The sequence below is a fragment of the Fibrisoma limi BUZ 3 genome (genome assembly GCF_000296815.2).
GTDB lineage: Bacteria > Bacteroidota > Bacteroidia > Cytophagales > Spirosomataceae > Fibrisoma > Fibrisoma limi.
Genome location: NZ_CAIT01000009.1, coordinates 1,431,038 through 1,443,132 on the forward strand (window position 1 = coordinate 1,431,038; position 12,095 = coordinate 1,443,132).

General features: G+C 50.5%; 11 protein-coding genes. 4 read left to right on the forward strand and 7 right to left on the reverse strand.

All coding sequences use genetic code 11. The annotated features are described in order from the left end of the window. Nucleotides 1-55: 55 nt before the first annotated feature. On the forward strand, nt 56-565 hold the full coding sequence (locus BN8_RS25620; RefSeq protein ID WP_009284856.1) for a cupin domain-containing protein: 510 nt from the start codon (nt 56-58) through the stop codon (nt 563-565). Here the strand turns inward: BN8_RS25620 and BN8_RS25625 are convergent. From BN8_RS25625 to BN8_RS25635, 3 genes are read right to left on the reverse strand one after another with little or no spacing between them, the layout of a single operon-like run. Further along, a complete protein-coding gene (locus BN8_RS25625; RefSeq protein ID WP_009284857.1) occupies nt 558-1,607 on the reverse strand; it encodes a hypothetical protein in 1,050 nt (349 codons plus the stop codon). The two genes, BN8_RS25620 and BN8_RS25625, sit on opposite strands and share 8 nt — an antisense overlap. Then, complete coding sequence (locus BN8_RS25630; protein ID WP_040006526.1) at nt 1,591-2,217, reverse strand: hypothetical protein; 627 nt, start codon at nt 2,215-2,217, stop codon at nt 1,591-1,593. Before BN8_RS25630 ends, BN8_RS25625 begins: the two co-directional genes overlap by 17 nt. An 11-nt stretch (nt 2,218-2,228) precedes the next feature. Further along, nucleotides 2,229-2,804, reverse strand: a complete 576-nt coding sequence (locus BN8_RS25635) for an RNA polymerase sigma factor (RefSeq protein WP_040006527.1) — start codon at nt 2,802-2,804, stop codon at nt 2,229-2,231. A 385-nt stretch (nt 2,805-3,189) separates the two neighbouring features. On the opposite strand from BN8_RS25635, the gene BN8_RS25640 reads away from it, so the two are divergent. Next, nucleotides 3,190-3,762 carry a hypothetical protein gene (locus BN8_RS25640; protein ID WP_009284860.1) on the forward strand — a complete coding sequence of 191 codons (573 nt, stop codon included), beginning with the start codon at nt 3,190-3,192 and terminating at the stop codon, nt 3,760-3,762. A 22-nt stretch (nt 3,763-3,784) separates the two neighbouring features. Next, entirely contained in the window at nt 3,785-5,869 is a 2,085-nt protein-coding gene (locus BN8_RS25645) for a cation:proton antiporter (protein WP_009284861.1), read from the forward strand. Nucleotides 5,870-5,982: 113 nt separating this feature from the next. On the opposite strand, the gene BN8_RS33015 is transcribed toward BN8_RS25645, so the two are convergent. The 4 genes from BN8_RS33015 to BN8_RS25665 form a co-directional block, all read right to left on the reverse strand. Beyond that, on the reverse strand, nt 5,983-6,300 hold the full coding sequence (locus tag BN8_RS33015; protein WP_144051807.1) for a hypothetical protein: 318 nt from the start codon (nt 6,298-6,300) through the stop codon (nt 5,983-5,985). A 56-nt stretch (nt 6,301-6,356) separates the two neighbouring features. Continuing rightward, complete coding sequence (locus tag BN8_RS25655; RefSeq protein ID WP_009284863.1) at nt 6,357-7,307, reverse strand: DUF8428 domain-containing protein; 951 nt, start codon at nt 7,305-7,307, stop codon at nt 6,357-6,359. Nucleotides 7,308-7,381: 74 nt separating this feature from the next. Continuing rightward, nucleotides 7,382-8,761, reverse strand: a complete 1,380-nt coding sequence (locus tag BN8_RS25660) for a HAMP domain-containing sensor histidine kinase (protein WP_009284864.1) — start codon at nt 8,759-8,761, stop codon at nt 7,382-7,384. A 2-nt stretch (nt 8,762-8,763) separates the two neighbouring features. Continuing rightward, a complete protein-coding gene (locus BN8_RS25665) occupies nt 8,764-9,444 on the reverse strand; it encodes a response regulator transcription factor (protein ID WP_009284865.1) in 681 nt (226 codons plus the stop codon). Nucleotides 9,445-9,731: 287 nt separating this feature from the next. Here BN8_RS25665 and BN8_RS25670 point away from each other — a divergent pair, with 287 nt between their 5' ends. Further along, the gene (locus BN8_RS25670) at nt 9,732-12,035 is read left to right on the forward strand and encodes an ATP-dependent helicase (protein ID WP_009284866.1); all 2,304 of its coding nucleotides are present in this window, start codon (nt 9,732-9,734) and stop codon (nt 12,033-12,035) included. Nucleotides 12,036-12,095 lie beyond the last annotated feature (60 nt).

A 12,095-nucleotide genomic window follows, 5' to 3' on the forward strand; every position in this document is an offset into this window, starting at 1 on the left:
GCTTAATTCAATCATTCAACAAGCGCACCGGTCCCTCACTTAAAACTAAACCGTTATGAACGCTGCGTACTGGGTTAATGCGTTTGGGATGCAGCCGCATCCGGAGGGTGGTTATTATGCCGAAACCTATCGATCATCTGAGATGATCCCGCAGGCCGGGCTTCCTGATCGATTCTCGGGCAGCCGTAGCTTTAGTACAGCCATTTATTTTCTCCTGGAAAACCATCACATATCGGCTTTACACCGCATCCAGTCCGATGAAGTCTGGCACTTTTACGCCGGTGGACCGTTAGACGTATTCGTCATTGAGCCCTCAACGCACGAGCTAACCGTTATTCGACTGGGTAATAATCCTGATAAAGGAGAAGTATTTCAGGCTGTTGTACCGGCCGGGTGCTGGTTCGGTTCGAAACCGGCACTGGAAACCGAATACTCACTGGTTGGCTGCACGGTTGCCCCGGGTTTCGACTTTGCTGATTTTGACATGGCTATGCAGGAAGACATGCTACAGCAATTTCCGCAGCATCAGGCGGTGATTAAGATGCTGTCTGACCCGTTCATTTAAAGCTTACATTCCCGTAACTGGCCACCACCCGAACCTTAGCGCCGTTTCCACTGCCAACTTTACCAGAATACTGCTTGGTAAAACGGGGCCCCGGCCGATTGCCGTTCTCGCTCGGCTGGTTATCGAGCGTAATCTGATTGTTGCTCGGATAATTAAACCCACCGTGGGTGACAATTATGTCGAAATTGCAGTTAGTTCCTTCCGCCAGGGGCAACACTACGCTCGAATAGGAAGCCTGAATATCAAGGTCATCGACCGTTTTAGGCAATTGCTCAATCCGGAACCCTTTGGAAAAACTCATCTTTATCCGGCCCGACTGCTTTAGCGTACCTATAGCTGTTTCAGAGTAGCTGACGTTGGCGTTTAACTTATTTGCCTCACCGATCTTTAGCTTTCCGAACTTGTTATTCAATTTGATCGCATTGGCCGACGTAACGTCCAGGCTGCCGAACGACATATCCAGGTCGCCATTCTGCATTTCTTTGATAGAAGCCGTTCCGAATTCAACTTTAATATCCGTGTCCGGATTGCTCAGTTCAGAGGCATAGAAATTCCCAAATTTTGACTCAACCTTCAAAGGAGCACGGAACATCGGTATATTCGTGTTGCCGAACTTGTTCTTTACAGTCAGTGGGTTCTGACGCGGCATTGAGATTACGTAATCAATACGAACATTACTTTTCTTCTCCGCATCCTTTTCTTCCCTGGTCCAGTTGTCGTTGCGCTTCTGAATATTGGTCCGAAGCACAATCTGATCACCGGCCCGCTTTTCGTCGATCGTTACGGTACTTAAATACTCAGCGACTTTATCTTCTGTATTGGCGTTGGCCGTAATGGTAATCTGCACCTTGATCTCGTTACGGTTCCAAAGCTCAACGCTCACCTGGCCAAACTGATTATCAACCACCAGATGGTCTTTATCCGACACATCGTATAGCTTAATAATCGTCTTTCGTCGTTCAATCGCGCCCGTTTCCTCCCCAGTACCAGCTAACAGCGTCAGTGGCAGGAGGCAAAGAATAAGGCTATACCACGTTTTCATTCGCTTTCTGATTTTGTTGTTTAATGCGCTGTATTACACGCAGTTGTTCGTTGAGAAGATTAATTTGAAGTTGTAAGTTCTGAATCATCGCCTGAATTAAGACTTCCTGATTCGGATTCTGAGGCAACTCAGCTTTTAAACCTTGGTAGCTATGCTCTAACCGATCGAGATCGGCCGAAAACTGTTCATATAACGCTGGGTTGCTCTCGGTCATTTGTTTTAACTCAGCGCGCTTGTTATCGATCAACTGGGTATACTGCGCCACCTGCTGCGAGTAGGCCGAGCCAGCGGTTACCAGCTCAGGCTGCGTAGCCGGCCCCGGCTGGTAGTTCTTGTAAAGAAACATACCAGCCAGGAGCAGTACTGCCACGGAAGCCGCAACCCGCCAGTTCAGGTTGAACCATCCCCCCGCCCCACGGACTGCATTTCCATTTAACGGAAGCACTTTTCCGCCTACTGTATGGTCGCCATTTTCATTGGTATCAGGATCTGCAAGACCTGGCCCACCAAGACCAGACTCGATTTTTGACCAAAGACCCATTGGCGGTTCAGCGTCGTCGAAGGCTTCGCGGTTATCGCGTACGAAGCGCTCAAGGTTATCTTTTTTCATCATCTTGTCAGTTATGTCAGCATTTCCAACAATCGCTTTTTGGCTCGCAGATACTGCGTTCGCGAGGTCGTTTCGCTGATCTTTAAAATGTTGCCAATCTCCTCGTGGTCATACCCCTCGAATAGATACAGCGACAGCACTATACGGTACCCTTCGGGCAGTTGTTGCATGGCCCGTCGGACCCGTTCTACCTCTAGCTGAATACCCTCCTCATCGTAGGGCTCAGTGTCGGCGTAATCAGGACCATCGTCTTCCCCAAACCGTCCCGAATCAAGATCGACCAGCTCAAGCCGTCGGCTTCGCAGGTGATTGATCGCCCGGTTAACAACGATCTGCTTCAACCATGCCCCGAACGTCGACTGCCCCCTGAACGACTGAATGTGGTTGAAAGCATCCAGAAACGCTTCCTGTAACACGTCTTCCGCTTCGGCCTCATGGTTTAGAATACGCAGGCAAACGTTGTACATCGCCTTGGCATACTGGCGATACAAGTCATACTGCGCCCGACGCTCGCCCGCTTGGCAGCGCTTGACCAAGTCAGCGTGTCGGTCTGGATACGTCGGTCCGACGGTTCGGTTCGGTTCCAAAAGGTTCAGCGTATCGGGTGGTTTAGGTTGAACGTCAAAACAAAGACAAGCGGAAGATAAAAACGTTGCACGTGTCTTCAAAAATAAAATACTAAGACATGAAATTCAGCGTTTAGTGCCGAAGCGCCTGATTGCCTACAATATAGCAACCTTTCGAGCCTAAACAGAGTTAATGAAAGCCAGCGTCTCCGGTCGGCTAAATCGAATGTACTGACCTTTCCTGTCGTACCAGCCTACGAGACATGATACCTCCGTAAGCCGGCGAATCTAATATCATTCTAAGGTCGCGTTCGTATGTTCGCAGGACGAATACGCCGACTTAGGCTTGCAGTAAGAATTACCTCACCGGATTCCGTTTTTTGTTGCCAGTTAACAACCCTATACTATGAGATTAGCGTATTGGCTTACGGCCGTGCTGATACTTGCTCTTTCAGGCTGCCGATTACGAGAGCGGGAAAAAGAACTCGACCAGCGCACTCAGGAGCTTGACCAGAAAGAGCAGCAGTTGGTACTACGGGAGCAACAGCTTAACCTGAAGGAAGCTGATCTGGCCAGACGGGAAAAAGCGCTCACTGCCCCATCCGATTCCACAAACGATTCAACCGTAGTGTATAATCCATACCTGGTGGGTCGGTGGTCGGTTCAGATGCGCTGTACAGAAACGTCGTGTGAGGGATCGGCCGTAGGAGACACTAAAACGGAGCAATGGGCCATCAATTACCGGGATAACCGGGTGTTTGCCCAGGCCGTAGCCAACAATGAGTTATTCCGGGTATACACTGGTTCTTACAAACAGGATGCACTGATCCTGACGGCCCAGCAGGATTCTTTGGCGGCTAACACCAAAATAACCGTCAGTTTACGCTTCAAAACCTCCACTACCATGGAAGGCCAGCGCGAAATCGTTCGGGAAGGTATTTGCCGAATCGTGTATGCACTGGAACTGACGAAGTTATAAATTTCACCCTTGTCCAATCAGCATGATACTTATTGCAGATCTGGATTTTTCGCTGCCGCTGAAAAACCCGGTAATTATATTTTCGCTGGTATTATTTATCATCCTGTTTGCGCCCATCCTTTTCAATCGCATTCGGATTCCGCACATCATCGGGCTGATTATTTCGGGTATTATCATTGGCCCGTATGGTCTGAACCTGCTCCGGCGAGATAGCAGCATCGTGCTGTTCGGTACGGTCGGGCTGTTGTACATTATGTTTATGGCCGGGTTAGAGATTGACCTGGAAGAATTTCGGAAGAGCCGCAACCGGATCATTACCTTCGGTTTGTACACGTTTCTGATTCCGATGGTTCTGGGTACGCTGGCCGCATTCTATTGGCTGGATTATACCTTACTCACGTCATTGCTATTGGCCAGTATGTTCGCGTCACATACGCTGCTGGCCTACTCAATTGTCAGTCGTTACGGCATCACACGTAACCCGGCAGTAACCCTAACCATCGGGGGAACCATGATCACCGACGTACTGGCACTGCTGGTGCTGGCCACCATCGTTGGAATGACGAAAGGCGACATTAGTTCTGCCTTCTGGATACGGCTTATTGTGTCGTTCGTGATTTTTGCCGCTATCGTGCTGTTCGGGTTTCCGCTCATTGCCCGCTGGTTTTTTAAAAAATACAACGACAACATCTCGCAGTACATCTTTGTGCTGGCCCTGGTGTTTCTGGGCGCATTTTTAGCCGAAGCCGCCGGGTTAGAGGCCGTTATCGGTGCGTTTTTGTCAGGTTTGGCCCTCAATCGGTTTATTCCGCACTCGTCTCCGTTGATGAACCGCATCGATTTTGTTGGTAATGCTCTGTTCATACCATTCTTCCTGATTGGCGTCGGCATGCTGGTCGATATTCGGGTGCTGTTTAACGGTCTTGGTGCCCTCAAGGTAGCGGCCATCATGATTGGTGTTGCTGTTTTAGCCAAATACCTAGCTGCCTGGCTTACCCAGAAAACCTTCCGGCTAAGTGGTGAAGAGCGCCAACTGATTTTCGGCCTGAGTAACGCCCGGGCAGCCGCTACGCTGGCCATCGTACTGGTAGGCTATAACATCATCACGGGCGAAACCGCCACCGGCGAACCGATTCGGCTGCTGAACGAGGACGTACTGAACGGTACGATCCTGTTGATTCTCATAACATGTACCATCAGTTCGCTCACGGTCGAGAAAGCCTCTGGCCGAATTGCGCTGTTGAGTGAAGAAGAAGGACGTATTACCCCCGACACTGCCGAAAAAATAATGATCTCGCTGGCTTACCCCGAAACGGTAACCGACCTGGTCAACCTGGGACTGATGCTGAAACCAGCCAGAAGCACCGCACTGCTCTACGCCTTGCACGTTGTGGATGAAGAGGACAACCAGAACGGCCGTATCGCCGGAAAAAAGATGCTGGACCTGGCGCTAAGGCACGCAGCCGCTACCGACAACGAGCTTATTCCGATTACCCGTTTTGACGCTAACATCAGCAATGGGATTATCTACACCATTAAGGAACAGAACATTACCGACGTTGTTATCGGTCTGCATCACGAAGCAGGCGCGAATGAATTTTTCGGCCCCATTGCTGAGCAGATCCTGAAGCGGGTGCCGGAAACCATTTACATTTATAAAACGACCCAGCCGTTAAATACGCTCCAACGGATGGTAGTGGCGGTTCCACCTAAAGCCGAACTAGAACCGGGTTTTGGGCACTGGTACGATAAAATCACAAACCTAGCCAGGGAAGCGGGCCTGGATATGCTGTTTTACGCCCATCCGGATACCATACGCCATCTGGAGAAGATCAGCCACCGTAGCACCAGTTCACTTCGGATCGCTTTCAAAAAGTTTCAGAACTGGAGCGACTTTCTGATCCTCGGCCGCGAAATCAAGCCCAACGATCTGTTCATGATTATTTCGTCGCGCAAAGGGCATCCTTCCTACAGTGGGCATCTCGACAAGCTACCCTACTACCTGACTTCTTATTTTGAAAGCAATAGTTTCATTATTCTGTATCCTAAGCAATTGGAAACAGCCAGCCTGAATGTAGAACTCTTTACAATCCTCCCTCCCCGGTAGTCAGCGATTGTTGCATTTGTCTGGTTTATCGAAATCAGATTAATAAAAAGAGTCCGGCAAAGGACTGTGCCTTCAACCGGACTCTCACTGTAAAAAATGCTTACGTCAGCGAACTAACGACGCGGAGGGTTACCGCTGGTGCTGCTTTTCGGCTGTTGTGTAGCGGTTGTTGACGAGCTACCAGTCGTTGTACCTGATGTTGCCGTCATTGACCCGCTGGTGCTACCAGTAGTCGTTGGGCTTGTCGACATAGTGCCTGACGATGTTGAGCTGCCCTGGCTACCATACGAACTTCCGCTCGTAGCCGTTGAGCTTTGCGTACCAGTTGAGGTACCAGAAGTAGAGTTGTTCGATGAGTTAGTCGATTGAGCATTGGCTGCGAAGGCGGTAAGCGCAACGAGTAACGCGCTGGCTGCTACTACTTTTTTCATAACTTGATTGATTTATGGTTTAAATTAAAATTGACTTGCGTGTCCAATCCGCTCAACTACTTGACGTCAAAGCGGGTATCACCAATCAGGAAGCCCTCTGCGTAGATCTCTACGGTGTAGTTACCTGGTTTAAAGGCGCTTTCCTTACGGAAAAGTATGTTTACTTCCTGATCGTTATTCTCAAAAGGTACGGTCTGTCGGATGCTGTAGCCAATTTCCCGCCCTTCAAAAGGTATCACACCGCCTACTCCGCTTTCGCTGACAACAGCCCCGTTAGCATCGAGTATGCGTATGTAAATGTCTTTGTCGTTCTTCACCGCCACCGCGTTAGATGGCATGATGAATGATATTTTCAGCCGGTCGATCCGCGACGCTTTGTAGCTACCTCCCCGGCGTTCTTTCCCATTCGCTGCGAGCGCGATTACCTCCGCGTTAACCGCTTTCATGGCCGACGCTAACGTTACCTGGTTCTTCAACTCGGCGTTTTGAAGCGAGTAGTCGGCCAGTGTCTGTGTCAATGCCTCTTTTTCGGTCTTCAGCCCCTCGTTCTCGCTGAGTACGTTTTGCTTTTCCTCTTCGAGTGCCCGGGTTCTGCTCCGCAGCAAGCCATTTTCGTCCCGGAGCTTTTGCAGGTCAAACTCGCTCTGGGCCAGAAAATTCTTGTAATCTTTTATCTTCAGGTTGTATTGTTGAATCGAAAAAGAGAGATCAGACTTTAGCTTTTTCTTGTCGTTCTCTAACTGCCACTTTATCTGTTCCAGCGCAGCAACGCTACCGCCAAGCCGACGAACCTCTACTAACTTCTGGTCGAGTACGGTTGAAATGGAATCAAGCCGTTGTTGCGTAGAAGCAAACTGTTCCACTTTGACCGCCAGCAGCTTCTGTACTTCCAGCGCTTCATTCCGGGAATCCATGAACAGGTAAGCCAGCAGGGCCGTGATACCCACCAGGGCCGCAATAGCCATGGTTACCAATCCCTGTTTAGCTGATGTCGCTTCTACTTCCATTGTCTTCCCGAAAGTGACTGCACAAAACAAGAACACGCAACTTAATGCGGACTTAATCTCACTTTAAATTTACCTTAAAATTGCCCGAGGCTGGCCAGCGTAAGTGTAAACGCCGTGCCCCCGGTCGTGGAGCTTACTGAAATGCTGCCTTGGTGCATTTGGGTTATCTGAGCAACAACAGCCAGGCCGACGCCATGTCCTTTGCTCGACTGCGCCGTTGCGTCGCTGCGGAAGAAGGGCTCAAAGATGTAAGGCAAATCAGCTTCAGGAATCGGGAGCCCTTCGTTCGACACAACGACTGTTAGCTTGCCATCCTGAGCCCTGAAGTCAACCTGAGCCGTTTTTGCCGGCGAAAATTTACACGCATTATCGACCAGGTTCATCAGAAGAACACGCAGAGAAGGCCGGTTACCCTGTGTAAGCAGCGATTCTTCATCATCCGGGAAGTCAATGAAGTTAAGCTGAACCACGCTATTGGGGTGCCACTCCTGATAGTGAGTTTTTACTTCCCAAAGCAGTTCATCCACCCGAACCGGCTCAAGCGGTACGTTGCTGACCTGAATCGATACGTTCGCCAGCTCCAATAACGTAGTGGTTAGTTGCGTTAAGGTGCGCGTATCCTCCTGTAGCGACCTGAGGGTGCGCTCATACGCACCGGCGTCTCGCTTCTGGATGAGAGCTACGTCGATCTGCGAATTGATCTTAGTCAATGGGTTTTTCAGCTCATGCGATACGTTCGCAATGAACATCTTCTGCGTATCGATGGCCTGTTCAATACGGTCAAGTAGTCGATTAAACGTAGTCACCAGCGCTCCAATCTCATCAAAGCGATTCGGGTGCTCAACGCGCTTCTCAACATTGGCAGGATAGATGGCATTCACCTGTTCAATAATTCCCGACATGGGGGCCAGTGCCCGATCCGCAAAGAACCATCCCACAACCCCCAGCAGAAAGATGGCGGCCAGCACCATAACCAGCAGAATCTTCTTTAAGTCGTCCAGCGCATCATTGCCTGGCTGGTCAATCCCACTGACGATAATCCAGTTGCCGCCTTTTGTGTTATTCAGGTAGATAGCAACAAGCTGATACTCGTTTTGTCGAAGATACTGGGTTTCGACCCCTGGTTGCAGCCTTGGGATTATCTGTTCGTGCAGTTGACTATTGGCCGGGTTTGTCGTGAACAGAAAGGTTTTCGACTTCTCATTGTAAACCGAGATGGTTTCGTTGAGCAGCGGATTTTTAACGGCTGCATCGACGAGTCGAATAACGGTCGTATCGGCTCGCTGTACATCAAAAAGCAACGTAGTGGTGGTGATAGCCCGGTCCTCAAGTCGTTTGTAAAAACGCTTTTCCAGGTAAAGCTCACTGAAGAAATACACCCCAATCGAAAAAAACAGAAGAATGAGCGTTACCAGGAAGGCAAACTGGCCGGTAAGTCGAGTCCGTATGTTCATCGTTACGACTGAATCTTGACGACGTAACCCATGCCAATCTGCGTGTGCAGGATCTTGGGTTCAAAATTCTTGTCAATCTTTTTTCGCAGGAAATTAATGTACACCTCAATGACATTAGTACCGGTGTCGAAAGTCACATCCCACAGCTTTTCGGCTAATTCAACCTTCGATATCACCCGCCCCTGATTACGCAGGAAGTATTCGAGTAACTGAAATTCCTTGGCAGTCAGGGCGATTTCCTTACCTGCCCGCATCACCTGCTTCGTATCCGGGTTCAGTTCAAGGTCCGCAATTTTAAGCAGTGTCGCGCCCTGAACAATGGCCCCCTGCCGACGAGTAAGTGCTCTGACCCGGGCCATAAGTTCGCGAAACTCGAAGGGCTTGACCAGGTAATCGTCGGCCCCGGCATCCAGCCCGATAATTTTGTCATCGAGTGTACTCAGCGCCGTCAGCATCAGGATCGGTGTCGCTACCTGAGCCGCCCGGAGCTTGCGGCATAGCTCAAGCCCATTTATTCCAGGGAGAATAATGTCGGATATGATCAGCGAATAGGCCGTTCGGGTCGCCAGTTCATAACCAAAGGTACCGTCGTAGGCTACGTCGACTTCCCATTGGTGCTCCTCCAGTCCCTGTTTAATGCTCTGGATTGTTTTAACTTCATCTTCAATAATGAGGATCTTCATACTATCAGCTCTCTAACTAAAACGTGTACAAGGAGTATTCCTGATCAGCCAAATTGTACTTTCCGCCATCATCGGTACGTTCAGGCTGAAAGTTAGGACCACTTATCAACACCTACCTGAAACCTGCTGCCAGTTCCTATTCAATGGAGCATCCGGCCGGAATCGTTACTGACCTTCAGCAAATTTTTTCGTAGTTTTGATTGTTATCTGTATAGGTGCTGGATATTGGATTTCTGAACGGTAGCGTATCGATCCAATGTCCAGCATCTATTGTCTAACGTCTTCTTATGGTTGATTATATATCAGGGTTGAACGAACCGCAGCGGCAGGCCGTCATGCACGGCAACGGGCCGTTGATGATTATAGCGGGTGCCGGTTCGGGCAAAACCCGCGTGCTGACGTACCGCATTGCATACCTTATCGAAAACGGCGTTGATCCCTTCCGAATTTTGGCCCTGACGTTTACCAACAAGGCCGCAGGTGAAATGCGTCACCGGATTGAAAAGGTGGTTGGCAACGAAGCCCGTAATATCTGGATGGGTACGTTCCACTCCGTATTCGCCAAAATTTTGCGTATTGAAGCCAGGGCGATTGGCTATACCAGCAACTTCTCTATCTACGATACCGACGATTCCAAGTCGTTGCTCCGGAGCATCATCAAGGAGATGGGCCTGGACGATAAAGTGTACCGGGCGAACAACGTATTCGGGCGGATTTCTGGAGCCAAGAACAGACTCATCGGGCCGGACGACTACCTGAACAACCCGGTCATTCAGGCTGATGATGCATCAGCACGAATGCCGGAGATCGGCCGGATCTATAAGCAGTATAGCCTGCGATGCTTCCAGGCCAATGCCATGGACTTCGACGATCTCCTGTTCAATACCAACGTTCTGTTCCGCGACCACCTGGACATTCTGCACAAATATCAGCATAAGTTTCAGCATGTAATGGTCGATGAGTTCCAGGATACCAACGTATCGCAATACCTCATCACTCGTAAGCTGGCGGCCGTACACCAGAACATCTGCGTGGTGGGCGACGATGCGCAAAGTATCTACGCGTTCCGGGGAGCCAACATCGAAAACATCCTGAACTTCCAGCGTGACTACGGTAAAGAGAACGTTAAGATCGTTAAGCTGGAGCAAAACTACCGCTCCACGAAGACAATTGTTCAGGCGGCTAACTCGATCATTGCCCGGAACAAAAACCAACTGGAAAAACACGTCTTCACCGACAATGAAGACGGTCCGCTGATCGAAATTATCAAAGCCTCGTCGGACAATGAAGAAGGGCGGCTCATCGCTTCGTCCATCTTCGAGGCCAAGATGAACGACTCGCTCATTAACAATGACTTCGCGATCCTGTATCGGACCAACGCCCAGTCGCGGGCTTTCGAGGAGGCTCTGCGGAAGGTGAGCATCAAGTACCGTATCATCGGCGGCCTGTCGTTCTACCAGCGCAAAGAAATCAAGGATTTGATTGCGTACCTGCGCTTTACGGTCAACCAGAACGACGAGGAAGCCTTCAAGCGGATCATTAACCTGCCTAAGCGAGGTATCGGCGACACCACGGTAGCCAAGATTGCGGTTCTGGCGGCCGAAAAACAGGAATCGATCTGGGGAATTGTTAGTGAGATTACCAAACACGTAGCGGGCCGGGCCGGTATCGCGATCGAGGGCTTCGCCGATTTGATCAAGAGCTTTATGCTTCTTCTGGACAAAAAAGATGCCTTTGAGGTAGCCTCTCACATTGCGAAGGCGTCCGGTCTGCTGAAGGAGTTATACGAGGACAAAACCGTAGAAGGGCTGGCGCGTTATGAGAACGTTCAGGAATTGCTGAACGCCATCAAGGAGTTCGTCGACAATCCCGAAAACGACGACAAGAGCCTGGGGGCATTCCTGCAAACGGTTTCGCTGCTGACCACCGCCGATGAAAAAGAAGACGACGGTGACAATGACAAAGTGACGATGATGACCATCCACGCGGCTAAGGGGCTGGAGTTCAAGTACGTCTACATCGTTGGTCTGGAAGAAGATCTGTTCCCCAGCCAGATGATGCTCGAAAGCCGCAACGACCTCGAAGAAGAACGGCGACTGTTCTACGTAGCCATCACCCGCGCCGAGAAACGCCTGACGATGTCCTACGCCGAAACGCGATACAACTACGGCCGACTGAAGGTTTGCGAACCGAGCCGGTTCCTGATGGAAATGGACCAGCGCTACCTGAAGATGTCGCGGATGCGGTCGATTTCGCAGGAGTCTCATGGCTACGAGCGTCCCGAACGGGAAGTTCGAGATCGTACCGAAACACCATCGGGCGGCTCCATGAGCTTCGTGCGGTCACTGGCCCAACGTACGGCGCAACGCCAGGCCCCGCAGCCGACGTCAACGCATACCCCGTCTGCCGACTTTGCGCCCAGCGATACGTCGAAGCTGGCTCCGGGTATGAAAGTTGAACACCTGAAGTTTGGCTTCGGCATCGTGAAGAGCATGGATGTTAATGGCACCGAGCGCAAGGCAACCATCCAGTTTGATACAGCCGGTGAGCGTACGTTGTTGTTGAGCTTTGCGAAGCTGAGGATTGTATAAGTGTAGCCTGGACGGCTACGTCCGGGTTACGTTAAGCCCGGGCCAGTTATGGCTCGGGCT

Bases quoted from the DNA above. Each gene is read 5' to 3' on its own strand.
- BN8_RS25620 (WP_009284856.1), top strand. From the start codon at position 56: ATGAACGCTGCGTACTGGGTTAATGCGTTTGGGATGCAGCCGCATCCG.
- BN8_RS25625 (WP_009284857.1), bottom strand. From the start codon at position 1,607: ATGAAAACGTGGTATAGCCTTATTCTTTGCCTCCTGCCACTGACGCTG.
- BN8_RS25630 (WP_040006526.1), bottom strand. From the start codon at position 2,217: ATGAAAAAAGATAACCTTGAGCGCTTCGTACGCGATAACCGCGAAGCC.
- BN8_RS25640 (WP_009284860.1), top strand. From the start codon at position 3,190: ATGAGATTAGCGTATTGGCTTACGGCCGTGCTGATACTTGCTCTTTCA.
- BN8_RS25645 (WP_009284861.1), top strand. From the start codon at position 3,785: ATGATACTTATTGCAGATCTGGATTTTTCGCTGCCGCTGAAAAACCCG.
- BN8_RS33015 (WP_144051807.1), bottom strand. From the start codon at position 6,300: ATGAAAAAAGTAGTAGCAGCCAGCGCGTTACTCGTTGCGCTTACCGCC.
- BN8_RS25655 (WP_009284863.1), bottom strand. From the start codon at position 7,307: ATGGAAGTAGAAGCGACATCAGCTAAACAGGGATTGGTAACCATGGCT.
- BN8_RS25660 (WP_009284864.1), bottom strand. From the start codon at position 8,761: ATGAACATACGGACTCGACTTACCGGCCAGTTTGCCTTCCTGGTAACG.
- BN8_RS25665 (WP_009284865.1), bottom strand. From the start codon at position 9,444: ATGAAGATCCTCATTATTGAAGATGAAGTTAAAACAATCCAGAGCATT.
- BN8_RS25670 (WP_009284866.1), top strand. From the start codon at position 9,732: ATGGTTGATTATATATCAGGGTTGAACGAACCGCAGCGGCAGGCCGTC.